We start from the raw sequence: 24,495 nt of genomic DNA, 5'->3' as shown, positions 1-24,495 counted from the left end.
GATGAAGTAGATGAGCCCGAATTAGTTAGAAGAGATGATGGTTCGTTCTTAGTGAGTGGTTCTATCGAGGTACGAGAGCTGAACAGGGAGCTAAGACAAGAGCTCATAGGGCGCGATCCGGATAACTATGCCACCCTGGCCGGCTTTATCTCCTATACGTTTGGAAAGCTTCCGGCTACAGGCGAAAAGTTTACCCACAATGGCTATGAAATGGAAATAGTTGATATGGATGGGTTAAGAATTGATAAAGTGTTATTAAAACAGATTTCACAATGATTGCATACCACGCCATCAACATTATCAGCAAACAAGGATCTTACAATTCCCTACGGACTTCACAACAATCCATACTAACCCGCTTATTTCAGAAAATAAGCGGTTTTTTTGTTTCCAGAGTAACAGAAAAGAAACAAAAAAGATTTTCTACGATGTTACTCCCCTTTTCTGCGCTTGATTTATTTCTTTCCTGATTAGCACTTTCTTTATTATTCCGACCTTGGCACCTTAGGTTATGACTGCTGTTTTATACATTATGACCACTCCATATAGGACTGCCAGTGGAAGATCAATACCTTCTCGTCTTCAAGCAACAAGTACCCATAACCATAACAGAAATATTAGGTGATGCCTTTTGGGGTGCGGTACAGGTGGGTAAAGTAGCAAAAGTCAAAACCCGCCTGTTCGAGCATTTCTATTTGGAGCGTAGTCTTGCCTTCGGAGCTTAGCCTGTGCAGCAGGGAGCGGTTACGACGCAGGCTGTAATTGATCTCTTTCATCAGCTGTTCTCCCCTATCCTAGTATTTCCTACGGTTGCCGGCTGTAGCCCGGCACTGGTCTGAGCAGAACTTCTCCTGTCATCACCGTGCCGCATTGACCACAGCTACGATAACTTTTCTTGTTAGCTATATTACGTACTATTTCCATGCTCCTGACTGCTTCACCGTAAGTATCTGACTATACTTGTATTATCCGAATACTTACGGTTATAATCGGAACTTTACGAGTAGTTTACGGATAAAGGGTCGCCGGGTGCGTAACTAGCAGGTAGTAATGCTTTTATATATGTCGTCTTTTACCTATCTTATTCTTATTCTCAACCCGTTTAGTTAACGGGCTGGCTAGATAAACAGCTACTTTGCAGCTTGCTGCAACATCGATAGAAATAACAGTTTGGCGGGCATCCAGCAACATGCTCTTCACACAAAGCTACGCACCTAGTCAACAATAATATCGATATTGTAGTTGATTTTTGGTACCAGATAACTGAAGGCCTGGATGATTTACATTTAGTAATTAGTAGCTAGAACAGCACCTTAGCCAATTCGGGTGTAACCTATTAAACTTATCACAAAAAATGAGCTGGAAATTAATGAATAGCAGGCAGGAGTGATTGTAGAAAGTTTTTATAAAGAAGGTGTTATAACACTACTAAAAGGAAGTAAAGCAAGAAGGACTTAGGCCAAATGCTACTAAACCCCAGCCCTTCTTACTTTCGAAAAACAACTAATCTATAAAACTATTAGGAATTACGTTTTACGCAGGTTTAATATTATAGTTATTGAATATTTAACCGTGTAGCACACTTGAATAAGTGAAGCCTTATTCAGGAAAGAAAAAAACAAGAAGGGCTTGCTATAACCGTAGAGGAGTAATTGCCCTTCCCGTTCCAACATCAAAACAATTTTATGAAAGTACCTGCTTATACGCGGAAAGGATTGGCAAGTTTACATGAGAAAAATTATTTAATTTCTTTTAGCCAAGTAACAGCAGCTTCCTTGCTGGTAAAGCTTTCAACCACATATGGCAGGGATTGGTGGGCATCTAATTCCTTTAGAAATTGCCTGACAATGCCTTCCCGCTTCTCATCTGGGGACACAAGCCTTGCCAGCTTTTGTAGGCCGGTAACAGCTAAATCAGTCGACAACAGGGCCAAGATGGTGTTGTAATCTTCTTGGTGCATGTCCAGCTGGCTACTGCTGGTATCGAGTATTAAATATGGGATATTTTTTTCTTTCAGGGTCTTGACCATGACGGCGAAGGCGGCATAAATATGCAGCATTTCTTCCTGCTTCATGTCAGGGCAGGTCGCATATAAAATATCAGTTGCTGCATCGTAATCCAGCACCATGTACCCGTTATGGAATAGTATCACACGATAAAACGTAACATTTCATGTCGTTACGCAAATAAAGATAATATGATGTAAAGGTTAGCCTTCCTTATGCAGCAGCCACCGGACGGCTTCTTCCTTGCTGGTAAACATTCCTACCTCTACTACCATGGGCACCGCTCCCTGAATGGTATCCAGCATGGAAGCAATCTTTTGTTCACGGATAGCATCTGAAGTGGTCAGGCGGGCTACTTTCTGAAGGGACGTTTGCAATAAGCCAACGGTCAGTTGGGCCATATTGGTTTTGTATTCCGTTTCGGACAGGTCTTGCGTGTTACGGGTAAAGTCCAGTAGCAAGCGGGTGATGTTGTATTCTTTTACGAACGTGATGATAGAGATAAAGGCACTCCGAACTTCTCTTGCATCGTAGGGACGAATAGATGGCTGGCAGGTTATTAGCAGGTCTTGTGCTGGCTGGTAGTCCAGCTCAATAATATGGTCTTTATAGAGTATCAACGGCAGGTGTGCAACTCAATTCAAAAATAGTTGCTTTAATTTCGCAATACCTTCTATATTTATTTCATCTCCTTCCCCCATCAGCGGGTGCAGTTCTGCCAGCAACGCAGGATTGGTCACATACATACGGTCAAGGTACATCCCGCCATTGAAAAAGCGGCAATAGGTACGGTCAGCACTGCATGTCAGTATCAGCAGGTCTGCTTTCGTTAGTGTAGTGAGAAACTTGGTTAATTCAGGCATAAGAAAACGTAATTCATTGCAAGTTAAGGCAAAAGTAGGCGAATTGATATGACTTCAAAAAAGAATCTGTCGCATTTTTTACGACAGCCTATAAGGTAGGTCCAAAATTTGGTATCCCCTTACCGAATTAAAAGTAAGACGTAAGTGCCGCGCAGAATTTCATTATTTTTTCAAACAGGCCTATATTCCTTATCCGACTGTTATCAAAAACCATGGATGGTTAAATTTCTCTCTTAAACAGTTGGAACATAAAAAAGGGGCCACCCCCTTCCGGTAGTGGCCCCATCTACTATTTATGAACAGGAATATAAGCAAGTTTGCTTAGTTTGGATAGAAACGCAGTTGTAACAGTTTCAGGCCATTGTTATCATACTCCCAGAAGTAATCTTCCATGGCTTCGTCAAACAGCGGATAAGTGCCCGCTTCCAAAACCACTTCTCCATCTACCAATACATCCGCTAACACGGTTACGAAAAGCAGGGAACCGCTTACATCGGTGAATTTGCCATAACGGGCACGGTCCATGGTAATGCTTTCGCAGGTAATCTCGGCTTCCACGTACACCCCGTCGCCTGTATTGACCATATCAGCGCAGGTAGTTATTGTTACAGAACCACCGCGGTTGCCGGGAATTCGGGCGTAAACTTTCCATTCAGAAGATACGTCTTTCGGCAGCTGGAACGTAGCACCGTCACTGTCTGTTCCGTTGGCATCCAGAACCATAAAGCCTTCGCCAGCTGGGGCCGGTGTCAGTCCAATGCGTGTTTTACCATACTCTTTAACAAAAATACGACCGCCGTTATTGCCCGTCATATCCGCTGTTTTGTCTTTCGGCACACCAATAATGTTCAGGTTATAGTGGGCACCCGATGGGGCTCCGCTGCCTGTTGCCAGCGAAGTAGAACTTGCGCCTAAAGTGGCAGATGGCATTACATCTTGTTCGTCAGAACATCCAACAGCGAACAGTGCCGGCATTACCAGCAGACCGAAAAGTTTTGCTTTTCTCATAATTGTAGAAGGTTTTAATGTGTTAAATGGTTTATTTATATAACTATCAGGCTTATACAATATGACTTTTTTAATTGTTTCATTAAAAAGTATAATTTTAAAATAAAATTGTTACACATGTCGTAAAGCCTGTTTTTTACCTTGTGTTATTTTTTTAAGTCACACAAGCAACTCATTACAAGGTATTTGTATTTAAAAATTAAAATATAAAGATGGTTTAATATTGATAACTGGAAAGGAAGTGTGTTGGATGATAAGGTTGGTGCCTATAAAATGTATAAGTTCAAGGGGGGGTAGGTCAGAAATTAGGTTTACCCTTATCCGTTTAAAAGTAAGAAGTAAGTGCCACGTACAATTTTATTATTTTTTTGAAAGGTATACTTTTCTGAAAAGAATTTTCGCTTCCCTGCTACAGCAACAATATTAAACTTATTGAAGAGCCCATTAAGAACTGGACAAGGCCGTAGATGCCTTTTACAGGCCACAGGCGTTCACTGAAGAAGCAAAACGCAGGAATAACTTGTTTGAACTATACGAACGCTATACAGCCGGATTATTCGCTGTAGAGAAAGAGAGGAAAAAAGAAGACCTAAAAGGTCGCTGCTGATGCAGAATAGCTGTACAGCACGTATGCCGGTGGCCGTATTAGATTGTGAACGTATACATGGCAAAAAAACAAACCCAACCTGTATTGGGTTGGGCTTGTTTTACATTTAACACCTATTAAAAAATCACTGCATTAATCATTTCGGTCGCGTGAAACGGTACTGATATTGTTGTTGGCATCTATTACAATGTCATACTCGTGGCACGTATCCATCTGTACTGTTTCCACCAATTCAGTCTTATCCAGTGTAATCGTAAAGGTAACAGTTCCTTTTGCATAACTGCTTGCGGCTGAAGTACTGTTAGGCATCACGTTGTTGATGTTTTCTGTATTACCGTTTGAGGTTTTAATCTGCACACTGGCTTCCAAAGTTCCTTCGTTGATGACCTTTGCACGCGGGTTCTCATCATCACACTTATCGCAGCTGCTCATTCCGGCCATAAACAGGCCTGCTACCACTGTTGTCATTAAGAATCTAAATACTTTCATGTTTGCTTTTTTATGATTGTCCTACTCGTATGGCTTTTCGGTCACGCCTTGTTTATTGATTGTTTCCTACGTCTGCTAAATTCAGATAATTGTCGTCTTGTTGTAAAAGGCCAACTAAGCCCTTTTTATAGACTTATGTAAAATAAGTGTAAAGTACAATATTATATAAATATAAACACCTAAAGTGAGCCAGTTAGCAACAATGTGATCAAATATAGTATAATCTGTTTATTCAGCAACAAAAAACGCTTCTACTGATTTAATGCAACTTAAAACGATATAAAGTGGATTGGTTTAAACTTTAAACATTCTTGCCAGAAGTAAAACCAATGAATTAGCTATTTAACTCCACGAACAAAATACTGCTGTATTATTCGTTAATGAGAAAAAAGAATACAATAAAGCCAGCAATATACGTAGAATAGTACAGGCTATTTTGAGAAAGTAGTTTATTGAAGAAAGCACTTATTGGGTATATATTACCGGTAAGTGCTTTTTGATTGCGCCTAATTCGTCACCAAAAATAGAAAGCTCTTATCATTAATTAATAAACAAGGAATAAGCAGTTAAAATCAGTGTTGGGAGATGGATGGTGTAATTTCTTAAGCCGTTACAGAGTTTTTGACGCCTATATTTTTTTTATTAAGAAGATTTTCTTGTCTTATAAAAACTACCTGCCTTGAAAAGAGAAATAAACTATGGAATAGTATTTCTTTATTAAACAGTTTAACACGTCTGAAGTTGATTAGGTTGGGTTCATCGAGGCCTTTGCAGAGTAGCTATCAATTAAATTTCAAAGTTATAATTGCCAGCTAGTAAGCACTGTATCAAGCCTCATAACAGAGTTATTATGAACCGTATAGGATGGTCTTCGTAGAAATTTATACAACCACACCTACTTAACCTATGAAAATTACTATAACATCACTTCTACTTGGCCTTGGACTATTGGCTGCCTGTAATAACCCGGAGGGCAGTGTAGAAAACGATTCTTTGGCAGATGCCACAAAAGATACTGCGGTTGTATACGATGACGAAGGCGCTCAAATAGAAGCGGATGGAGCAGAGATCGTAGACCTTGGAGAAGACTTTTGGGCCAGCATAGACTGGGAAGCCCCAGTGAGTGATGATCCTAACCTAACAAGAGAAGGAATAGAAGTCCGAACAAGCGCTGCATATAGCGTCTATACTATGGACGACCGGGTGCTTTTTGACACAGACAAGGCCGAAATCCGCCCTGAGGGTGAAACCAAGCTGCAAACTATAGTGGAAAAGATAAAGAACCTGCAGCCCAATAGCCAGGTACGCATTTTTGGACATGCAGATGCACGCGCCGGGAATGAATATAATAAAGAGCTTTCCGCGCAACGCGCAAACGCTGTGAAGGACTGGCTACAAAACAAGGGTGGAATATCTCCTGATCGCCTTTCGATCGAAGCAATGGGTGAGTCAGAGCCAAGGGCTACCAATGAAACAGCTAAGGGAAGGCAGCTTAACAGACGAGTAGCTATAGTTGTAGCCACAGGTCAGCAATAACTATCCCGGTTAGAAATATAACTTAAGCTTTTTTGCTGACTGATAATAAAAAAACACTTCCGGATAATTCTCAGAGAAATAAAGATTAACTTATCCAGAGTACCAGCTTTTTAGGCAGTATTGAAATTGATAATGCTGTTTTTATAATAATATTTGATCAGTGAATTTAACAGGGCAGCTGCTATTAATACTTTTAATAGCAGCTGTCCTGTTAAAGGCTACAGGCTATAGTTACTCTCCCTGCGGCTCATTATTTACGTTGCGAAAGGGAATATCTTTTTGATAGTCGTACAATTTGATCTCCTGTATGTTGGCTGGCATACCAAATCCTTCTTCTAGCAGTGCCTTTGTTACTACTTGCATAATGCTCCCCTTAAGCAGCATTACCCCTTTTTTGTAGTCGTTAGTTTCAGTCCAGAAGAACACCCTTAAATTCAAGGTGTTTGTGCTCAGTTCATCAACGATTGCATAGGGTGGATCATTTTGTAATACTCCTTCTACTTGGAGAGCAGTTTTTTCTATTAAATCGATGGCAGCTTGTATGTTGTCATTGTAGTCAATGCCTACAACAAAATCCATCCTTATCAAGCCATTCTTTGTAAGGTTAGTTACCTTTGACTTGAGAATCGTACTATTGGGAATAAATACATCCTTACTTTCAAATGTTAGCACATGCGTCACCCTGAGCTGTAAGGCTTTCACCTTTCCTAAAACATCCTCTACCTCAATAGTATCATTAATCTCAAATGGCCGGTTAAAAGCAAGGATTAGGCCAGCCAGAAAGTTCTCTGCGATGTCTTTGAATGCAAATCCAATGACAACAGCAGAAAGGCCGGCACCTGCCAACAGTCCACCAGCAACCCCAGTTAAACCTAAGGTTTGAAGTACTAACAACAACCCCACTATTACCACAGCCCATTTAGATACCAGCGCAATGTACTGACCCGTTATGCGGTCGTGCGCTTTGCGTGATAGCTTTGCATCCAGTAGGGTCTTCACTTTACTTGCTACCCATAACGCAACAAAGAAAATTAACAGAGCGAGCAGAATGTTAGGCAGCAGGAACAGAAACCGTTCCCAATAATCATTAAGTACATCTGTTATGCCTGCTGTAGACTCAACGAGGCGATTGGCTTTTTGCATAGTCTGATATTATATGCTTTCAATTCTTGGATGAATCTAAGCGTGCTGCTTCTGTTATACTTATCACAACAAACCCATGTTTTAAATTGACCGGAGATACTTTAACAGAATTGCTTCTGCAGATCCTGAACACAAGCTTATAAAACCTTTTTAACTCAAACACTTAGCTCCCGTTAACCTGAAAAGAGCAAATTCGACTGTATGAACACTTTATACCTGATTTTAGGACTTTTACTTTTTATTGTAACGGTGATGGACCTAATTAAGACCACCTTTTCCTCAAATGGAGGAGGTATGATCACAAACACTGTATCAAAAGCGGTTTGGAAAATCTTCTTTGCTTTGGCAGGTAAAGACGGCAAGTCCAGTGCACTCAGTTATACAGGCCCTGCTGTGCTAATCTCCATACTCTTGGTGTGGATCATCGGTCTTTGGGGTGCCCTGTTTCTATTACTGCTTTCTGATAAAGACTCCATAGTGAACAGCAGCACCCTGGTTATCGCAAGTCCTCTGGAGAAACTATACTACGCCGGCTTCACGCTCTCTACGCTGGGTGTGGGAGATTACATAGCCACTACCAACGCCTGGCGTATTATTACCAGTCTTGCGGCCTTCTCCGGCCTTGCATTCATTACCGCATCCATAACCTATTTTGTACCCGTGCTCTCTGCGGTAGGGCTGCAAAGCAAACTGAGCCTCTACATCAGCAGCATGGGCAAAACTCCGCAACTGATCCTGGTGAATAGCTGGGACGGCAAAGACTTTTCCTCCTTTTTCGATACCACATCTGACCTTTGTCAGATGCTGATGCAGCACACCATGAACCACCACTCCTATCCTGTTATCCATTACTTCCACAACAACCAGGTGAAGCTGGCCATTGCACCAGCCATTGTACTGTTAGACGAAGCCTATCACCTTCTAGAGCTTGCCGGAGCAAAAGATGAGCTAAAAATGGAGATGCTCCAGATTACACTGAAGACCTACAAAGAAACGATGAAGGAGAGCTTTCTTAAAAACACCAAAGCTCATAGAGAGGCACCTACACCAGACCTGGCACAATTGCATAAAGCAGGCATACCAGTAAAAGACACGGATCAGGTAAAACAAGTGTTTGAGCAAGAACTGCACGAACATCGTCAACTGCTGACTTCACTACTGGAGAAAGATGGCTGGTCGTGGAAAGAAGTGTATGACCCGTCGTATTAACCAACAATAAACATAATTTCTTTATTGACAACGCCTTACATCCCATAAACTAAAAAACAAGTAAGATCAACTATAAAGCTCAAAGATGTAAGCATGAGGCACATGATTGACGTTTTTTGGATGATGTATTGGTAGTGGTGGATCTTCTGGACCATGGTTGCGATCATCACTTTTGCCGTTTTCTGCTGTATCCGCAGAAACAGTACAAGAAATGCAATTCCGTTCGATATACTTAAGCGCAGTATGCAGCCATTGAAATCGATATAAAAGACTACCACATCAGAAATAGAGTGCTGGTATAAGGCGATTAGTCCTGTGTGTAGATTTCTTTTTTCTTACCTGCCATGATCTGCGCATGGTTAATAGCTGCTACCAAAACCACCCCACCCAGTATATTCCCGATCAGGGAAGGTAAAGTATAGTTCAAGAGTACGTTCCCCCAGGAGGTTTCACCCATGGCAGCAATCGTAAAAGTTTCCATAGAACCCGCGATAACATGGCTGAAATGCCCGATGGCAACCACGTAGGTCACAAGTATAATGATCCACAAACGCGCTGTTCCGGCATCAGGCAACAGCCAGACCATCAGCGCAATGAGCCAGCCGGCAAATATTCCTCGCAGCAGCACCGTTCCAAACCCCGGCTTCAGGGCCTCGTGACCTAATTTAGCAAACGTTTCGAGCACATGCGGATCGAAAGCTGCCGTATGTGCCACCACAAGTGCGACAAGTAAGGTACCCAGCAGGTTGGCCAGCAGCACTACGCCCCACAGGCGCGTGACGTTCCAGAATTTTTCAAGCGTTTTATGTTGCAGCAGCGGCAGAATAGGCCTGAGGGTATGTTCCGTAAAAAGTTGTTGCTTGCCAAGTATAACAATGACAAATCCCATTGTATACCCAAAGCTCGACACCAGCACCGTCCATTCCGCATCCGGCAGGTAAGCCTCTAAAACTCCCTCCACGATCATGGATAAACTCATGGCCAAGCCTGCTGCTAGGCCAGACCAAAACAGGTTAAACGTAGGGCGCTCAAGCTGTGACTCTCCCTCTTTCCTGAGGGCATCATGTATAGCCTTGGCAGAAGGAGAAATTTCAATTTCTTTTGCCTTCTCATGTGCGTGGGTTTGTTTTTCCTCAGCCATACTTAAGATACTTTAAACCATAAACCTGAAACATTTTCATTATGGTAGATTTTATCGTTTACACAGTTCAGTATCTACCTTTCATTCGCTTAGGTACATGTATTTTGCACCTATAGCACGATATGTAAGGGTATACTTATCACATATGTATTATGTTTGATTTGTTCATACGTTACAAAACTGAAAAGCAACTCATGGCTACTCCATCCGGTATACTTTCCCAGTCTTTCCGGTAGGCCCTTCGTTATCATTACCAAGCAGATATACCTCCCCGTTATTATCCTGGCCAAAGCTTAAAAGGTAATGCCCGAAAGCATTGTTAGGCCTGTTATTGAAGTGCAGTTTTCTGTACTGCCACGGACCAGTGTCACCGGATACTTCTGCTGCGAAAATGGCTCCGTCTGGTTTGCCGTGGTGTTGGGTCCAGACACCGAATAGGTAGTTGCCATTTAATCCTGCACGCATCTCGCCACGGTACACATAACCGCCCACACCCACAATACCCAGGCCTTCCTGCGGGTAGCTCATGCTGTTCTTGAACTCTATCACGGGATCGGTGAATTTGTTGCCGAGGCGGTCCTCCTCCGGGCAGTCAGGCAGCGGGTTCTTGTTATCGGCTGCGTTAAAGCAAGTGGTGCCCTCCTTCACGTTCCAGCCATAGTTAGCGCCCTTTTTGATCACGTTCATCTCCTCGCGCAGCACCTGCCCCGCATCGCCGGCTATGATCATACCTGTTTCTTTGTCTATTGAAAATCGGTAAGGATTACGCAGGCCGTAGGCGTAGATTTCTTTCATACCGTTATTGCCATCAGCAAACGGGTTATCGGAGGGAATACCATAAGAGACACCACTGTTTACATCAATGCGCAAAATGCTTCCCAGCAGGTTCTGCTTCACGTCCTGCCCGTTGCCACCTTCGTTCTCCTTATACCAGTCTGCCACATGGCCCGTGGCAATATCGTTTTTGTTGCCCCCATCTCCCAGACTGATGTACAGGTAGCCATCCGGCCCGAACATCAGGGTGCCGGCGTTGTGGTTATCCTGCGGTTGGTCCACGTACATGATCACCTTTTCGGAGTTTAGGTCAACTTTTTCACGATTGCTGCCTGAGGCGGTATATTGCGCTATTACGCTGGTATGGTCAAAATTATTAGGAGCTCCTTTCCGCAGCGGTGCACTGTAGTATATAAAGAACCTCCCGTTGCTTTTGAACTCCGGGTGGAAAGCCAGCCCTAATAGACCGCGCTCTTCATGTTCGGGCTTTAGCTTTACGATCTTACTTTCCAGGTTGAGGTACGGCTCCGGCTGCAGTTTACCTTCCTTCACCACACGCACCTCTCCTATCTGGTCCAAGATGAAAAGCCTGTCGTCGTCCAGGGGCTGCGTCAGAAAAACAGGTGAGACCAGACCGGAGGCGACCAGTTGCAGCCCCACCGAATCTAAATTGGTGTTTTCTGTTTGTGTGGTACCAGCAGTGGTAGTTGTATCAGCTGCTTCTTCGGGGGTTGACGTAGTGGTGCAGGATACGCATAGGAACAAGCCAGATATGGCGAAGAGAATAAAGTTCTTTTTCATAGGTATAGGATTTTGGATTATCAGATAGTAGTATACTTGTTGACTTTTGCTACAACCCTGGTCACTCGAAATGGATTATAACCGAAAATGGGCTTGTACTTGCCTCTAACTGCACGCTTAGATGGTCATAAAAAACGAATCGCTTGTCAATTGTGATGATATTGTCTTCCAGGGCCTGTGGCGGTTCCAGCAACTGACTATAGATGGGAATGTCCTTCTCGTCCAGCACAATTAGTTTCAAACTCTCTCCTGATGCCGGCCACTTTTTAACGTTAACTTGCTTAATGTCCATACTTCTGGTTGATTCACTTCCCTCCAACCTTAGAGTAGCATTCGACTTGGTGAGTTCCACTGTTTTCATAAACTAATTTTAATGATGATTTAATTTGTTTCTTACGCATGCGTACGGGAATCTGCTCCTTCATGTCTCAAAGCCTCTTTCATCTCACGTTCCGTAGTATTTCCCCAGAACCTCCTGTATTCCATCTCATCAGTCGTATGCTGAATGGGCTGCAAGTCTGGTACTACCTGCAACAAAGCCTGCTGCAATGCCTCGTAAGTACGATACCCAACCACCATTACACCCTGTTCTTCTCCTACCCTTTTTATGGTAAGTGTCGGGAAACGGCTGATAGCATGGAGCCTCACCTGCATTAGGTCCTGCTTAAAGGCCTGCCGTGCTTCCTCGCCGCCAAGCTCCCGCTCAAAGGCTGACACATCCAGAAGATCTGGTAATTCTTCGGCCAGTTCTCCTGCGACCTGTAACAGCACATCCCGCTCCGAAATGTTCTTGCCATGCAGCATCACCGCCTCACGCACCCGGCGCAAGTAATTCTCTGACGCTATCGGCGACTGCAGTTCTGCGGCCTTTACGGCAATGCAGGCCGGATAAGAAGAAGCAGGTGGATTATCATACCACACCCTATCCTGGATTGGCATGCCTGAAATATACTTGGCCTCCATCCAGAGGGGCCCCATCTGTAATGGCCGGCTTATCGAGTTCATAGGGTCGTTAAAGCTGTTCCAGTTGGCAATTAGCCCACCCATGCAGTAGCGCCACTTTATCTTACCTCTGTACTCGAAGCGCAGCCTGCGCCACTGTGGCTCCATTGCCCAGCTCCAGCAACAAAGAGGGTCGGTGTAGTATACTATCTCCACCGACCCCGCCTCTGTTTTTAGGTTTAGTTTGCTTTCTTTTTTGGTCATAAGCTAATTATATCCCGGCTTACAAATTATTATGCGGGTACTCGCACCATTGATTCTCCCCAGTTGGTACGGCAGCTTTCACTTTTTTGCTGCGTTCCTGGCTAAGGGCTTTGTCTTGGGCCTCCACAGATTTCGTGGTGCGGTCTGTGCCTGTTGGTTTATGGTCAAGCATACCATTTGTTTCTACCACATGCTCAAAGGGCTCATGAATGTACTGCCATGTTTCTCCCAGTCCCGGACTCTTACCTTCATTCCACGGGCCTTTAACATCGGCACCATTGCTCATGTTAAAGTAGGTGTTGCTGTAACGCGGGTCACTCTGCAGTACACCCGGCGGGAAGTTAGGCTGTATGGTTTCCAAGGCCGCCTCAAACATCTGGAAGTGCGCCACCTCGCGCGTCATCAGGAAATTCAGCGTCTCTTTTACATAAGGGTCGTCGGTGAATTTCATAAGATATTCGTAAACGATCTTGGCCCTGGACTCAGCTGCGATGTTAGAGCGAAGGTCTACTGTAGGATCGCCATTGGCGTTTACATAAGAACCTGACCATGGCACTCCCTGGCTATTTGTAACAGTTGGTCCACCGCCGCTCACAACCAGGAACTGTGGGTTCATCATGGCGTTATGGATGAAGTCTTCCTTTTTGGCCTTTCCGTCCAACAGCTGCATGATCTCGGCCTGGTCGGCTGCATTTTTCAGCTCCCCGTTTATGCCTCCGAGCAGCATCTGGATGGTTGCACCCACTATTTCCAGGTGACTAAACTCCTCCGTGGCAATATCCATCAGCAAATCATACTTGTCGGGATGGGGCTGTCGCATGGCAAAAGCCTGTGTAAAGTACTGCATGGCTGCTTTCAGCTCCCCGTTTGGCCCCCCGAACTGCTCCAGCAGCAAACTGGCAAAAGCCGGATCCGGTTTAGACACACGTGCATTGAATTGTAACTCCTTAACGTGATAAAACATTTGTCCTCCCTTCTTTAGTTAAACAAAAACATCTATTTTAAAACGGTGAAAAGGAAGGAGAGTTTGTAAAAAAGAAAGCTTATTTAGTATTCTTTACGCCTGCAGATTTCTCTAACAAACATCCGATGATCGTATACTTCCCAATAGTGTTATTGTTGGTTGCAGCGACAGTAGCATTAGGCAACATCTTTTCCTTGCGCAAAGAACTGGATTGGATCGTAACCATTGCCACCCTGATTGGGTTTATAACTGTTTTTTTTGCCACTGAGTTAGCACACCCGCTCAACACCGGACTTACTGACCATGCACAACTGGTACTAGACCAGCACGACCTGTATGCTGAATGGACAGTATACTTGGGAGGGATTGGTCTGGTAGCGCAGCTTCTCAGCTAGTTCCTGTTTAAGGGAAAACGCTGGAGGGTAGCAGTGGCCGCGCTTATTTTAATAGGCTCAGCTTACGCAGTATCTATGGCCGGACATTATGGTTCGCAACTGGTGCATATAGAAAGTGTGGGGCCACAAGGTAAATTTCAGGAAGAACACCACCATTAGATAAACTACATATAAGCAAGTATAAATATAACAGTAAAGAGGCTTCTTATCAATTTACCAGAAGCCGCTTTTAATTTATAGGTAGAAGACTTTAAGCTTTAGAAGTAATAATATTGACCTACTTCAATAAACAAACGTGAGTCCAGCGCCATACTTCATGTCGCTGTCGTAATGCGTGGAAAGCGATACATACTTGGTGACCACATATCGCAGACCGGCCATATATTCTCTATCAGTGTTACCCATCAGGTTCAGGCGCAAGCGGTTGGTCAGTGGTATATCTTCGCGCCGCAACTGCAAACGTATTTTACCTTTGGTGTCTACCCTCATTTCCGACACGATCAGCATAGGCAAGGTATACTGCACACCGGCTACAGCCACCTTCCGATTGTCCTGATTGCTTAACTGTCCAAACATATTTTCCTCCGCCTCATCTTCTACACTATATGATAAATTCTAATATCTAAATCTTTATCGTTCACGCAGGAATAAACTACTAAATAACTCACTAGAAAAGCTGCAGAAAAAAATATGACCTCTATATGAAATATTAAACCGTAGCATTCAAAAGAAAACTTGCCCAAACCAGTTTTAAATAACTTACTTAGTACAATAATTCTTTAAATATAACCTCATCTTGAGAGCATAAAAATAACATTTGTATTAGCAAAAAACACTTTAGCACCAGCAATGACCAATGTATAACCATGAAGAGGAAGTATACTAATTAAACCCAGAAAAACTATTCTTTGGCGACCAGCCACGCAAATGTGATATATTGAATGAGTATTTAATTAATTTTATATTTGGAAGTCTACATGTAAATGTTTCTGTACCTATGAGATTAAATTTTCATGTAAGTATTGTGATGCATTTATTCTAATTTAATTTATCTCCTTATGCTATTAAAAAAATATTTCATTGCAGTCTTACTACTTACCAGCATTCTCCCGGGCTGTAATGACCTTATGGTACATGAAGAGCAGACGATACCACTAAACATAAACTACCCGGCAGCCTTTGTTGTAAATGGCAAGGATAATACCATCTCCGTTATTAAGCTTAGCGAAATGAAAGTAACTGAAACTATCAAGCTCAAAGATGCCACCACACCACATCATATCACGCTAAGCCCTGATAAAAAACAGCTAGCAGTAGCTATAACATCTGCTGATCTGAGCGGAGGACACGGTGGAATGGAAGAAGAAGCCACTAACTATAAAGTTATTATCCTTGATGCTGAAACAGGGTTGGTAATCAAAACTATAGTTTTACCTAAAATGCCCCACAATGCAGTTTATAATGCTACAGGTGATGAGCTATGGATGGGACAACAAGCGGACGGTGCCGGGTCAGTTATAGTATACAATACCACAGACTGGTCTATAAAAGATGTTATACCGGTAGGTAAAAGTCCATCAGAGATTACTTTCTCGGCAGACGGTTCATGGGCTTTTGTAGCCAATACAGATGATGCCACAGTCTCTGTCATTGATCCGGTTACAAAATCCATTTCAGCAACACTTCAAGTTGGGGAAGATCCTGTAGGTGCCTGGCCTGCTGCAGACGGTAACATGTATGTGGATAACGAGACTTCACAAACAATTAGCATTCTAAACGTAGCAACTAAAACTATTGCAGAAACACTTAACCTGGGCTTTAAGCCTGGATATGCTGCTTATCAAGAAAAAACCGGAGAGCTATGGGTGAGTAATGCCACAGATGGCAAAGTAGTAATTTACTCCCGCAACAATAACAGCTGGCAGCGCAAAACAGAAATTGCAACAGGAGCTGACGCACACGCTATTATTTTCAGTGAGGATCAGAAGCTTGCCTATGTCACAAATCAGGGTGCACACACGGTCTCGGTTATCAATACAGCAGATTATTCTAAAGTAACCACGCTTTCAGTTGGCAGAATGCCTAATGGCATTGTAATCCGATAATATACTATAAACCCTCTATTTACCCATGTTTATCAAACCTTACCTGGCGAAACCAATTTTAGGCATAGCTACCTTATACTTACTCTCAGTTGCTCCGGCCCTGGCACATGGCGGCGAAAAGCACGAAAAGAAGAAACCTGAAGCCACAGCAGTAAATACAGAAAATGTTGATACTGTCACGTCTCAGCAAACTGCACCTGACACGGCAGCATTAACTCCTGCCACTACAGTTCATACAGAGGCTCACGAGCAAACTCCCAGCAAGGTACATGCCTCGCTCAGTGATTTTCCGAACACGCACCCGCTTATCGTCCATTTCCCGATCATGCTGCTGATGGTAGCAGCAGCTGTACTTCTTGCCAACATCGTTTTTCTGCGTAAGGAGCTGGACTGGGTAGCAACTATAGCTGCGCTGATAGGATTTACAACTGCTTACCTGGCTGCTAACTATAACCACCCGCATACCGACGGATTGACTACACACGCGCAGCTTGTACTGGATCAACACGACCTGCATGCTGAATGGACAGTATACCTGGGAGGGATTGGACTAGCAGCACAACTTCTTAGCCAGTTTCTGTTCAAGGGCAAACGCTGGAGCGTAGCAGTGGCTGCGCTTATTTTAACAGGCTCAGCTTACGCAGTATCTATGGCCGGACATTATGGTGCGCAACTGGTGCACATAGAAGGTGTAGGCCCACAAGGTAAGTTCTTAGAAGAACACCACCATTAGAAGTAACTCTACTTAAGCAAGTATAAACTAAAAAGAAAACGGCTCATATCAGGAGTCGTTTTCTTTTTAGTTATCAGACTGTAAGCGTTATGAATAACTATTCGGAGCTGCTTTAATACACAAAGGTAAGGCCGGCGCCATACTTCATATCGCTGTCGTAATGCGTGGAAAGGGATACATACTTGGTGACCACGTATCGCAGGCCGGCCATGTATTCTTTATCGGTGTTGCCCATCAGGTTCAGGCGCAGGCGGTTGGTAAGCGGAACGTCTTCGCGCCGCAGCTGGAAACGCAATTTACCCTTGGTATCTACCCTCATTTCCGACACGATCAGCATCGGCAACGTATACTGCACACCCGCTACGGCTACCTTCCGATTATCCTGGTTGCTCAGCTGCCCAAACATATTTTCCTCCGCCTCATCTTCTACACTATTGTAGTGATAGTCAAAACCTATAAACGGAAACAGCCATTGCATTTTACCGAAATACCGTCCAAAGTAGGTCTCACTTTCAATGCCATATTCCTTCTTAAAACCGATTCGCCACTCTGTAGAGATCTGGTAACGGGAGTTAGCCAGTATAAATTCGCCGTCGCTGCCGTTGCTCTCCAGACCTACCATCACCGAGGGTAAAAACATTTTTTCTTCCATATTCAGTCTTTTCCAGGCCAGCTGCGGATCCGGAAGCTCAGGATTTGGCGGAGAATTCTGGTACGCAAACACCCGGCCCATACCGGCCATCATATGGTAGAGTATGTGGCAATGGAAAAACCAGTCGCCACTCTCCGAAGCTGCAAACTCCAGGGTGTCTGTCTCCATTGGTAAAATATCGACCACGTTCTTCATAGGTGCATATTCGCCATGCTTGTTCAGCACCCGGAAGTCGTGGCCGTGCAGGTGCATCGGGTGGCGCATCATGGAGTTGTTGAACATGATCACTTTCACGTTCTCGCCTTTTTTGATCAGGATCTTATCCGACTCAGACACGGTTTTATTGTCTAAGGTCCAGACGTAGCGGTTCATGTTGCCAGTAAGCTCAAAGCGCAATACTTTCTCCGGCCCGGGTTTAAGGGTTGTTTTCTCAGTTGCACGCAGCATGCCATAGTTCAGGGTTACCATCTCTCCATTGCTGCCACTCGTGCCCATGTTCTGCATATCGTGCCCATCCATGTTATGGCCCTGGTGTGCGGTGGTGTCTACTTTCTGCTTCATTTCCATCGGTTTTTCGGAGGCTGGTTTCGCTGTCTCGCCTTCGTGCATGCTATGGTCCTGACCTGAGGCTTCTGGGTACATCACGCTGTTCATGTCCATTTGCTGGTTGCTCATGACCATGTCCATTGGCTCCATGTCCCCGTTCATTTTCATCATGTCGTTCATCATCTTCATGCCTTCAAAGTAGTTCAGCTTTCCCAAACGCTGCGCTTTCATTTTCATGCCCCTGCCCAGCCACAGCGAGGTTGAGTTGGTACGGTCTTCGGCAGTTGCCAGAAATTCATATTGCATGTTCTCAGGTATAGTTACCAGCAGGTCGTAGGTTTCGGCGGGTGCTATCATCAGGCGGTCCACCTCCACCGGCTCTACATCGTTGCCGTCGTTGCCCACTACCGTAATCTTACTGCCAGAGTAGGTTAGCCAGAAGTAGGTAGAGGCCCCGCCATTTACAACCCGCAGCTTTACAACATCTCCGGCTGTAAAGTGTGTTTGCTCGGCAACGTCCTGCCCGTTTGTCAGGAACTTCTCATACGCCACGTCGCTCACATCCATGGCTGCCATCCGCTTCCACTCATTTTTAAGCTTGGTACCGAAGTGGCCTTTCCGGATGGCCTCCGCATAGCCCTGCGTCGCCCCTTTCTCAATAGCAAACCAATCGTTGGCACTACGCAGCGAACGGTAAACTTCCTTCGGGTTCATATCGGTCCAGTCGCTAAGCACGATCGGTATAGCAGGCAAATCGGGTTCATTTACTTTATTAAAGATCAGGGCGCCGTACATCCCGCTTTGCTCCTGGAAGGCGCTGTGGCTGTGGTACCAGTAGGTGCCGTTCTGGATGATCGGGAATTTGTACAGGTAGGTAGAGTGAGGCGCGATCGGTTTCTGGGTAAGCCAGGGTACGCCGTCAAAGCGGTTAGGCAAGAACACCCCGTGCCAGTGTATAGAGGTTTCCACGTCCATCTCATTATGCACATAGATCTCGGCTGTATCGCCCTGGGTAAAGGTTAAGGAAGGTGCCGGAATGCTGCCGTTTATGGCCACCGCTCTCCTGGTTTTTCCGGTAAAATTCACAAGGGTATCCCGCACATAAAGGTCATAACGCACAGTACGCGGCTTATAGGTCTGCCCGGGGCTCTCCGGTTTATGTCCAGCTTTATGTATGGGCTTATCTTTTTCTTCCGGGTTCTGTACAGGTGTGGCGGGTTTTTCCTGCGTTGGTTGCGCATGTTGATGTGCAGGCTGAGTTTTCTTTTGAGCAGGTTTTGCGTGTTTCTGCTGCACAGGTTTCTTAGCCGGTGCGGCAGGTTTGGCTTTGGCTTTTTTCGGCGAAGCCTGCTGTTGTTTAGCCGGAGCCTTTGCTTTTTGCTTTACCAGCGTCATGCCGCACTTGGGGCACTTTCCGGGCTTGTTGCTTTGCACTTCGGGGTGCATGGGGCAAATATAAATTTCGGTCTGTTGTTGCTGGGCCGGCTTGTGGTTTTCGTGCTGCGCGAAAGTATATTGCCCTGTGCCGAGCAATAATACTAGTATCAAAAGTTTATACATTTTAAGCTGCTACAAAATAAAAACGTTCCTAGTTTGCCTGTTACTCGCAATGCTAAATGGGTCTTTGACCAAGCTAAGCGAGTGCGGCCACAGTTATAATTCTGTTTTACACGAAATACATCAATAGGTTTAATTTGTTATTTTTTCCTCTTGTAAAAGATTAAATTGAACTGTCGGACAGGATGTGAAATTTAAAAAATTAAGATCAAAGGAGCTTTAAAGAAACACTTGAGGTCAGGGCTACCGTATCCTTATAGATGTAAGAACAGAGTAGTATAGGCGTGATGGAATACAGAACAAATCAACAGCAGTTTGCGCAGTCTGCTTCAGCACTGGGTGCAGGTATACTTGGTTTTGGCCTTGGTGCTAAATGGGGAAGTATAGCAAGTGATTATGCTGTGGTAATTATTCTGGTAGGTGCCGTGCTGCATGTGAGTGGGATGTACTTAACGCAGATGAAAAACACATCCAATATAACTAACAGAGCTGCTAAAGTTCTCTGGTATTCAGCATGGGTTTGTCTGATTTTATTAATAGGCCTTTTAGTATATTTACTAACTAAATCATAATACTTATTTCACATGCCCGGCATGGTATGGGTAGCCCCCTTGTCGATGATATTTTTGCTGTTTAATAAGTATGCCCCGGAAGTAACCACTACCTCCCCTTCTTTCAGTCCCCTGAGCACTTGCACCTTGTCTTTGTTTTCTATCCCTGTTTTTACCAGTCGCATTTCGAACTGATCAGTTGCTGTCTCTACCCACACAGCGGTATCTTCCGAGAACACCAGCGCAGATTTTGGAACCAAAAGCGTCTTTATTATGGCACCAGTCAGGTTTACGTAAGCCATCACAGAATAAATAGAATACCTAGTCAAACAAAAAACCCTGTTATGCATGGACCAGGAAATGACTCTTTCGATCATGCTGTATAAGCTATAAGCACAGTGTTATAGTTTTAAACGCAGTACAACTTTTAATAAATACAAATATTGTTTAAATAACACCAAACCCAAATTCACTACTCATCCTAATATAGATGGTGTCAAAAAACTTCTGCATCTCCAGCCACCAGTTTTATAAGCCATCGCCGTCAATTCCTATAACCCGGAGGAGTTCAGCCATAAATCCTGCTTGCTTCACCACATTTTCGATCTGTTGGGGATCAAGATCATTACCAGAAACGCTTAACAACTTATCCTGACTTTCTGTGTCAATGTGCCAGCGGCTTATACTTTCTTCATTATCCAGGAAAGGAGCTATCCTGGATAAGGCTTCCTCATTCTCTACGTTGGTTTTAAACTTGATTATTTCCATAGCAACACGTGTGTTTTATTTAAAATGAACGTGGCCTATGATAACTGGTTGAGCAACAGACATGGTTTATGGGCTATACACTTTCATTGGACGAGTTGAACTAAACCTGCTAGGATGATATTTCTGTAAACTCCTCTACCTTACAGCATACTCTGGTTTATACTTCTAAAAACATTAAAACATTGATTATACTCAAGCAAAAAGCCGCTCTTCATACTCAAGAGCGGCTTTTTGCTTACAAGAATTAATTTTAATGTTTTAGAAGTATAAGGGAAGCAAGTTCTAGCTAACTTGATGCATTCTCTTTTTTACCTTTTTTACGGAAGGTGAAGAAACGTAATAAAGTACAAAGCCGGAGAGAACAGTAAATAGTCCGAATATAGAAAATGCTCTTAGCAGTATATTGCCAAAGTTATCCCTTCCTTCATAATCCATCGTGTGTAGCATCCATAAAAAGTCGAACACGCGCCACTGGTTATGCCGGATCGCCTGAAAAGTACCCAACTCCGCAGAAACATATACTGTGCAGTTATCCGGCTGGCTAAAGGTAACAGCGTATGCTGGCAAAGGCTTTTCGCGGTACTCGTGGTGTGCGCCTACTTCTGTTAAATACTCTACCTTCTCCACTTTTACAGGGTCTGCCATCTGGTTTTTGGCTACAGTTACAGCTTCTGCCTCAGTAAGCGCAGGTATAAGTTTTCCGGTTTCTGCATTGGCCAGCTGTACTTTTATATTGGTTGGCTGAGCAGGCATATGCGCTCCTGCCTCATGTACCGAGTGGTCCATCTCTCCTGAAAAATACCGGACCTGGTAAGCAGGCATACCTGCAATGTCAATTAACTGAACAGAATGTACAGAATCGACTTTAGAGCTGGTTTTAAGGGCATTCATCACCAACCCGGGAGATACCAGTTTCAGATCGCTGGGGTAATAGCGCTTCTCCTTACGCAGATGATCACCGTGTACTTCATCTATATCATTCCAGCTGAAATATAGGCCACCAAGGGTCCAGAACAGGAATTGCACACCAAGAATAATACCCAGGTAGCGGTGAGATTTGCGGATATAGTAGTTATTGCTCTTTAGCTTCATTCAGCTAATATAACAATAAATTAATATGATATAGTTAGGTCTTAGTCAGGCTTTGGTGTTGGTAAAAAGGGAAATAAGTACACCACTAAGTTCTATTCCATTCGCTTAAGGATCGCCTTCATTTCTGCTATTTCCTTTTCCTGAGCTTCAATAATTTGCTCAGTTAACTTCTTCACTTCAGGGTCATTTATATTTGCTTCCTGGCTTACCAATATGGCCGAGGAGTGATGTGGGATCATGGATTTTAAAAACTGTTCATCATCCACTAATGCCTGATTCCTTAACATGAATAGTGTGCCGGCAAACACAACTATACTTACAACTACAATTATAGTGTTCAGTTTCTTGTTTTTATACATCCCTGACATAAAACCTAACATAACAAGTGCCATTGGTGCCACCATCAGAAGGGCCATGTACAGCCTGTTCAGGTTCAGGTACACATGATCAAACTTATCAGCATTCAGATACATTACCCCGTACATGATTACAAACGATACGCCGAGCATTAACAGAAACTTCTTATAATTTCCTTTTTCCATTTTTTGACTGTTAAAGTATAACCGTACACTTACTTGACTTCTTCAGGTAAGCAATATTGCATTTGTTCATTATACCCATACACCTATACTCAGGTTCTGTGATTAATCTAAAAGCCACTCTGGAAACAGTCAGAGTGGCTTTTAAATAAAAATATTTTGATGAGTAATACCTATACAGCAACCGGTACTGTAACTTTCAACTTGTCCCAGCTTATGTTAATGACACCTTTACCGTCGGCTTCTGCTGCGATCTCGTAACGAAGGCGCTCCTGTGGCTGAGCTGTTATTTCAGGCTTTATGGTAATGCGCAATACGTCTTCCTTCTCCGAGTAATCGTCTACCAGGTGCTGCTCCCAGTTCTTGTTGATGATGATGGTCCACTCGTCTTTACCCGGTATGGTAAACAAGGCATACTTACCGGCAGGCAACTGCTTCCCTCCTATGGTTATGTCTTTGTCTGTAGTCAGGCTGGTAGCCGAATGTGCGCCCGTAACCCACACCTGATCGTAAGCCACCAGTCCACCCCAGATGTTACGTCCGCGCACGGCTGGTGAATGGTAGTTGATCGTTAGATGTGCATCATCTATCATACCATGCGCTTCCGCTTTCAGGCTGCCCTTCAACGTATCCGGCTCTGCCTGTTCCTGTATCACCACGGCACCTTCGCTTACTTTTGGAGTATGGTTAGCATGTTCTGTTGACTGGGCTGCAGGTGTTTCCTGCTCCGGCACCTGCTGGTTGCAAAAAGACAGGGTGCCGCAAAGTACAAGGGCTAAAAAGCTGTTAGAAATTTTGGAGATCATGGTATAAGGGTGTAGTATGGATGTAAAGCTGGTTCTAGCAAAGTAACCATTACGTGCTGTTTTATTTAACTAAAGTTTAAAACTACAAATTTTATACTCCTCAGAAAACGGCACTTACATAAAAAGCCCGGCTACTGGAAATGGCAGCCGGGCTTTTAAATCGTAAATTTTAAGTCGAATCAGATTGGATTACTACATTTTATGCTGTTTGGTAGGTATACCATGTTCATTTAAGAATGTCGCTAGCTCCATTATTTCCTGTGATTGCTCTTCTATAATTAGTCTGGCTTCTTCTAATGCCATTGCATCATCTCCCCACTTCAACTCAGTTTCTGACATAGCTATCGCACCCTGGTGGTGGCATATCATTAACTGGGCAAAATCAACATCCGGATCAGGCGTATCTTTTACGGAACGCATGCAGTGCATCATGGCCATCATATCTTCCCGCATTTCCATCATAAACATCTTGCACTCTTCCTTCGATAGTGGCTCTGCACCGGGGTGTGAAGCAAGAAAAGCTTCCAGCCGTTCTTTGCTTTCCATGTTGCCTACCTTTGTTTTCTCGGCCAACTCAAGTGCTTCCGGCTCATGGCCGTACTTTAGTTCCAGATCCGCCATTTTAATCCCCATCTCGTGGTGCATGATCATCATATTGGCAAAGTCAATGTCGGGGTCGCAGGTCATTTCCATCTGGTTCATCATCTTCATCATGGAGTTGATGATCTGCTGCATTTCTTTGTCAAATGCTTTGTCAGCTTCCCAGTATGATCCTTTAGCCGCTTGTTCTGAAGTAGCAGTTAATGGACTGACAACATCCTGATCTTTTTCGCAGCTGCTGAACACAAAGACGGCAACTACCATAAGCGCAATGCTCTTGAAACTGTTAAATTTTGTTTTCATAAGTAATAGAATATGTGGTTAAAAAATGTTGATCAAGTAATCACTTATTAAGTCTCTTTATCTTAGAGAAACGTATGCCTTGGCCCTGTATCGGACTGTCG

General features: G+C 43.9%; 28 protein-coding genes. 8 read left to right on the top strand and 20 right to left on the bottom strand.

The genetic code is table 11. From position 1 onward, the window contains the following. Positions 1-276: transporter associated domain-containing protein (locus ABS362_RS16825; RefSeq protein WP_350413884.1), on the top strand; the 276-nt coding region annotated here is incomplete at its 5' end. 341 nt (positions 277-617) lie between these two features. Here the strand turns inward: ABS362_RS16825 and ABS362_RS16820 are convergent. From ABS362_RS16820 to ABS362_RS16800, 5 genes are all read right to left on the bottom strand, one after another. After that, entirely contained in the window at positions 618-776 is a 159-nt protein-coding gene (locus ABS362_RS16820) for a hypothetical protein (RefSeq protein WP_350413882.1), read from the bottom strand. A 962-nt stretch (positions 777-1,738) separates the two neighbouring features. Then, the gene (locus tag ABS362_RS16815) at positions 1,739-2,128 is read right to left on the bottom strand and encodes a hypothetical protein (RefSeq protein ID WP_350413881.1); all 390 of its coding nucleotides are present in this window, start codon (positions 2,126-2,128) and stop codon (positions 1,739-1,741) included. Between the two features lie 81 nt (positions 2,129-2,209). After that, the gene (locus tag ABS362_RS16810) at positions 2,210-2,626 is read right to left on the bottom strand and encodes a hypothetical protein (protein WP_350413879.1); all 417 of its coding nucleotides are present in this window, start codon (positions 2,624-2,626) and stop codon (positions 2,210-2,212) included. Positions 2,627-2,641: 15 nt separating this feature from the next. Then, complete coding sequence (locus ABS362_RS16805; protein WP_350413878.1) at positions 2,642-2,869, bottom strand: hypothetical protein; 228 nt, start codon at positions 2,867-2,869, stop codon at positions 2,642-2,644. 321 nt (positions 2,870-3,190) lie between these two features. Beyond that, the gene (locus ABS362_RS16800; RefSeq protein WP_350413876.1) at positions 3,191-3,877 is read right to left on the bottom strand and encodes a hypothetical protein; all 687 of its coding nucleotides are present in this window, start codon (positions 3,875-3,877) and stop codon (positions 3,191-3,193) included. Positions 3,878-4,328: 451 nt separating this feature from the next. Between ABS362_RS16800 and ABS362_RS16795 the strand changes: the two genes are divergently transcribed. Continuing rightward, positions 4,329-4,484 (top strand): type IIL restriction-modification enzyme MmeI, encoded by a 156-nt coding sequence (locus ABS362_RS16795; protein ID WP_350413888.1) that lies wholly within the window; start codon positions 4,329-4,331, stop codon positions 4,482-4,484. A 132-nt stretch (positions 4,485-4,616) separates the two neighbouring features. Here ABS362_RS16795 and ABS362_RS16790 read toward each other — a convergent pair whose 3' ends face one another. Further along, complete coding sequence (locus tag ABS362_RS16790) at positions 4,617-4,973, bottom strand: hypothetical protein (RefSeq protein ID WP_350413875.1); 357 nt, start codon at positions 4,971-4,973, stop codon at positions 4,617-4,619. A 906-nt stretch (positions 4,974-5,879) separates the two neighbouring features. Here ABS362_RS16790 and ABS362_RS16785 point away from each other — a divergent pair. Beyond that, positions 5,880-6,509 carry an OmpA family protein gene (locus ABS362_RS16785; protein WP_350413874.1) on the top strand — a complete coding sequence of 210 codons (630 nt, stop codon included), beginning with the start codon at positions 5,880-5,882 and terminating at the stop codon, positions 6,507-6,509. Positions 6,510-6,740: 231 nt separating this feature from the next. Here the strand turns inward: ABS362_RS16785 and ABS362_RS16780 are convergent, their stop codons facing one another. After that, on the bottom strand, positions 6,741-7,652 hold the full coding sequence (locus tag ABS362_RS16780) for a mechanosensitive ion channel family protein (RefSeq protein WP_350413872.1): 912 nt from the start codon (positions 7,650-7,652) through the stop codon (positions 6,741-6,743). Positions 7,653-7,853: 201 nt separating this feature from the next. Between ABS362_RS16780 and ABS362_RS16775 the strand changes: the two genes are divergently transcribed. Further along, a complete protein-coding gene (locus ABS362_RS16775; RefSeq protein WP_350413871.1) occupies positions 7,854-8,861 on the top strand; it encodes a potassium channel family protein in 1,008 nt (335 codons plus the stop codon). Positions 8,862-9,168: 307 nt separating this feature from the next. On the opposite strand, the gene ABS362_RS16770 is transcribed toward ABS362_RS16775, so the two are convergent. From ABS362_RS16770 to ABS362_RS16750, 5 genes are all read right to left on the bottom strand, one after another. Further along, positions 9,169-10,002 carry a formate/nitrite transporter family protein gene (locus ABS362_RS16770; RefSeq protein WP_350413869.1) on the bottom strand — a complete coding sequence of 278 codons (834 nt, stop codon included), beginning with the start codon at positions 10,000-10,002 and terminating at the stop codon, positions 9,169-9,171. A 198-nt stretch (positions 10,003-10,200) separates the two neighbouring features. Then, complete coding sequence (locus ABS362_RS16765; RefSeq protein ID WP_350413868.1) at positions 10,201-11,577, bottom strand: PQQ-dependent sugar dehydrogenase; 1,377 nt, start codon at positions 11,575-11,577, stop codon at positions 10,201-10,203. Between the two features lie 61 nt (positions 11,578-11,638). Next, positions 11,639-11,938 (bottom strand): hypothetical protein, encoded by a 300-nt coding sequence (locus tag ABS362_RS16760; RefSeq protein ID WP_350413866.1) that lies wholly within the window; start codon positions 11,936-11,938, stop codon positions 11,639-11,641. A gap of 32 nt (positions 11,939-11,970) precedes the next feature. Beyond that, complete coding sequence (locus tag ABS362_RS16755) at positions 11,971-12,783, bottom strand: DsbA family protein (RefSeq protein ID WP_350413864.1); 813 nt, start codon at positions 12,781-12,783, stop codon at positions 11,971-11,973. A 19-nt stretch (positions 12,784-12,802) separates the two neighbouring features. After that, positions 12,803-13,747: a manganese catalase family protein gene (locus tag ABS362_RS16750; protein WP_350413862.1), complete on the bottom strand. Its 945-nt coding sequence runs from the start codon at positions 13,745-13,747 to the stop codon at positions 12,803-12,805. A gap of 125 nt (positions 13,748-13,872) precedes the next feature. On the opposite strand from ABS362_RS16750, the gene ABS362_RS16745 reads away from it, so the two are divergent. Beyond that, positions 13,873-14,142: a hypothetical protein gene (locus ABS362_RS16745; RefSeq protein ID WP_350413860.1), complete on the top strand. Its 270-nt coding sequence runs from the start codon at positions 13,873-13,875 to the stop codon at positions 14,140-14,142. 282 nt (positions 14,143-14,424) lie between these two features. Here ABS362_RS16745 and ABS362_RS16740 read toward each other — a convergent pair whose 3' ends face one another. Continuing rightward, complete coding sequence (locus ABS362_RS16740) at positions 14,425-14,718, bottom strand: hypothetical protein (RefSeq protein ID WP_350413858.1); 294 nt, start codon at positions 14,716-14,718, stop codon at positions 14,425-14,427. Between the two features lie 482 nt (positions 14,719-15,200). Here ABS362_RS16740 and ABS362_RS16735 point away from each other — a divergent pair, with 482 nt between their 5' ends. After that, entirely contained in the window at positions 15,201-16,247 is a 1,047-nt protein-coding gene (locus ABS362_RS16735) for a YncE family protein (RefSeq protein WP_350413857.1), read from the top strand. Positions 16,248-16,272: 25 nt separating this feature from the next. Beyond that, positions 16,273-16,980, top strand: a complete 708-nt coding sequence (locus tag ABS362_RS16730; protein ID WP_350413855.1) for a DUF2231 domain-containing protein — start codon at positions 16,273-16,275, stop codon at positions 16,978-16,980. Between the two features lie 112 nt (positions 16,981-17,092). Here ABS362_RS16730 and ABS362_RS16725 read toward each other — a convergent pair whose 3' ends face one another. After that, positions 17,093-19,726: a multicopper oxidase domain-containing protein gene (locus ABS362_RS16725; RefSeq protein ID WP_350413853.1), complete on the bottom strand. Its 2,634-nt coding sequence runs from the start codon at positions 19,724-19,726 to the stop codon at positions 17,093-17,095. Between the two features lie 296 nt (positions 19,727-20,022). Here ABS362_RS16725 and ABS362_RS16720 point away from each other — a divergent pair, with 296 nt between their 5' ends. Beyond that, on the top strand, positions 20,023-20,307 hold the full coding sequence (locus tag ABS362_RS16720; protein ID WP_350413851.1) for a hypothetical protein: 285 nt from the start codon (positions 20,023-20,025) through the stop codon (positions 20,305-20,307). Between the two features lie 8 nt (positions 20,308-20,315). On the opposite strand, the gene ABS362_RS16715 is transcribed toward ABS362_RS16720, so the two are convergent. The 6 genes from ABS362_RS16715 to ABS362_RS16690 all read right to left on the bottom strand — a co-directional run bounded on the left by ABS362_RS16715 (position 20,316) and on the right by ABS362_RS16690 (position 24,394). Beyond that, positions 20,316-20,588 carry a permuted SH3 domain-containing protein gene (locus ABS362_RS16715; RefSeq protein WP_350413850.1) on the bottom strand — a complete coding sequence of 91 codons (273 nt, stop codon included), beginning with the start codon at positions 20,586-20,588 and terminating at the stop codon, positions 20,316-20,318. A 226-nt stretch (positions 20,589-20,814) separates the two neighbouring features. After that, entirely contained in the window at positions 20,815-21,054 is a 240-nt protein-coding gene (locus ABS362_RS16710; RefSeq protein WP_350413848.1) for a copper chaperone, read from the bottom strand. A gap of 282 nt (positions 21,055-21,336) precedes the next feature. After that, on the bottom strand, positions 21,337-22,146 hold the full coding sequence (locus ABS362_RS16705; RefSeq protein ID WP_350413846.1) for a hypothetical protein: 810 nt from the start codon (positions 22,144-22,146) through the stop codon (positions 21,337-21,339). 92 nt (positions 22,147-22,238) lie between these two features. Then, entirely contained in the window at positions 22,239-22,688 is a 450-nt protein-coding gene (locus tag ABS362_RS16700; protein ID WP_350413844.1) for a DUF305 domain-containing protein, read from the bottom strand. A 170-nt stretch (positions 22,689-22,858) separates the two neighbouring features. Continuing rightward, positions 22,859-23,491, bottom strand: coding sequence for a DUF2911 domain-containing protein (locus ABS362_RS16695; RefSeq protein WP_350413842.1), 633 nt, complete (start codon positions 23,489-23,491; stop codon positions 22,859-22,861). A 192-nt stretch (positions 23,492-23,683) separates the two neighbouring features. Beyond that, positions 23,684-24,394, bottom strand: a complete 711-nt coding sequence (locus tag ABS362_RS16690) for a DUF305 domain-containing protein (RefSeq protein ID WP_350413840.1) — start codon at positions 24,392-24,394, stop codon at positions 23,684-23,686. Positions 24,395-24,495 lie beyond the last annotated feature (101 nt).

Origin of the sequence: Pontibacter populi (assembly GCF_040278685.1) — a bacterium.
GTDB lineage: Bacteria > Bacteroidota > Bacteroidia > Cytophagales > Hymenobacteraceae > Pontibacter > Pontibacter populi.
Note: the sequence above shows the minus strand (reverse complement) of the source record. Positions and strands in the feature narration are given on the sequence as shown.

Bases quoted from the DNA above. Each gene is read 5' to 3' on its own strand.
- ABS362_RS16740 (WP_350413858.1), bottom strand. From the start codon at position 14,718: ATGTTTGGACAGTTAAGCAATCAGGACAATCGGAAGGTGGCTGTAGCC.
- ABS362_RS16780 (WP_350413872.1), bottom strand. From the start codon at position 7,652: ATGCAAAAAGCCAATCGCCTCGTTGAGTCTACAGCAGGCATAACAGAT.
- ABS362_RS16760 (WP_350413866.1), bottom strand. From the start codon at position 11,938: ATGAAAACAGTGGAACTCACCAAGTCGAATGCTACTCTAAGGTTGGAG.
- ABS362_RS16710 (WP_350413848.1), bottom strand. From the start codon at position 21,054: ATGGAAATAATCAAGTTTAAAACCAACGTAGAGAATGAGGAAGCCTTA.
- ABS362_RS16800 (WP_350413876.1), bottom strand. From the start codon at position 3,877: ATGAGAAAAGCAAAACTTTTCGGTCTGCTGGTAATGCCGGCACTGTTC.
- ABS362_RS16720 (WP_350413851.1), top strand. From the start codon at position 20,023: ATGGAATACAGAACAAATCAACAGCAGTTTGCGCAGTCTGCTTCAGCA.
- ABS362_RS16715 (WP_350413850.1), bottom strand. From the start codon at position 20,588: ATGGCTTACGTAAACCTGACTGGTGCCATAATAAAGACGCTTTTGGTT.
- ABS362_RS16805 (WP_350413878.1), bottom strand. From the start codon at position 2,869: ATGCCTGAATTAACCAAGTTTCTCACTACACTAACGAAAGCAGACCTG.
- ABS362_RS16770 (WP_350413869.1), bottom strand. From the start codon at position 10,002: ATGGCTGAGGAAAAACAAACCCACGCACATGAGAAGGCAAAAGAAATT.
- ABS362_RS16690 (WP_350413840.1), bottom strand. From the start codon at position 24,394: ATGAAAACAAAATTTAACAGTTTCAAGAGCATTGCGCTTATGGTAGTT.
- ABS362_RS16775 (WP_350413871.1), top strand. From the start codon at position 7,854: ATGAACACTTTATACCTGATTTTAGGACTTTTACTTTTTATTGTAACG.
- ABS362_RS16790 (WP_350413875.1), bottom strand. From the start codon at position 4,973: ATGAAAGTATTTAGATTCTTAATGACAACAGTGGTAGCAGGCCTGTTT.
- ABS362_RS16815 (WP_350413881.1), bottom strand. From the start codon at position 2,128: ATGGTGCTGGATTACGATGCAGCAACTGATATTTTATATGCGACCTGC.
- ABS362_RS16785 (WP_350413874.1), top strand. From the start codon at position 5,880: ATGAAAATTACTATAACATCACTTCTACTTGGCCTTGGACTATTGGCT.
- ABS362_RS16755 (WP_350413864.1), bottom strand. From the start codon at position 12,783: ATGACCAAAAAAGAAAGCAAACTAAACCTAAAAACAGAGGCGGGGTCG.
- ABS362_RS16700 (WP_350413844.1), bottom strand. From the start codon at position 22,688: ATGGAAAAAGGAAATTATAAGAAGTTTCTGTTAATGCTCGGCGTATCG.
- ABS362_RS16750 (WP_350413862.1), bottom strand. From the start codon at position 13,747: ATGTTTTATCACGTTAAGGAGTTACAATTCAATGCACGTGTGTCTAAA.
- ABS362_RS16735 (WP_350413857.1), top strand. From the start codon at position 15,201: ATGCTATTAAAAAAATATTTCATTGCAGTCTTACTACTTACCAGCATT.
- ABS362_RS16745 (WP_350413860.1), top strand. From the start codon at position 13,873: ATGATCGTATACTTCCCAATAGTGTTATTGTTGGTTGCAGCGACAGTA.
- ABS362_RS16820 (WP_350413882.1), bottom strand. From the start codon at position 776: ATGAAAGAGATCAATTACAGCCTGCGTCGTAACCGCTCCCTGCTGCAC.
- ABS362_RS16730 (WP_350413855.1), top strand. From the start codon at position 16,273: ATGTTTATCAAACCTTACCTGGCGAAACCAATTTTAGGCATAGCTACC.
- ABS362_RS16705 (WP_350413846.1), bottom strand. From the start codon at position 22,146: ATGAAGCTAAAGAGCAATAACTACTATATCCGCAAATCTCACCGCTAC.
- ABS362_RS16695 (WP_350413842.1), bottom strand. From the start codon at position 23,491: ATGATCTCCAAAATTTCTAACAGCTTTTTAGCCCTTGTACTTTGCGGC.
- ABS362_RS16765 (WP_350413868.1), bottom strand. From the start codon at position 11,577: ATGAAAAAGAACTTTATTCTCTTCGCCATATCTGGCTTGTTCCTATGC.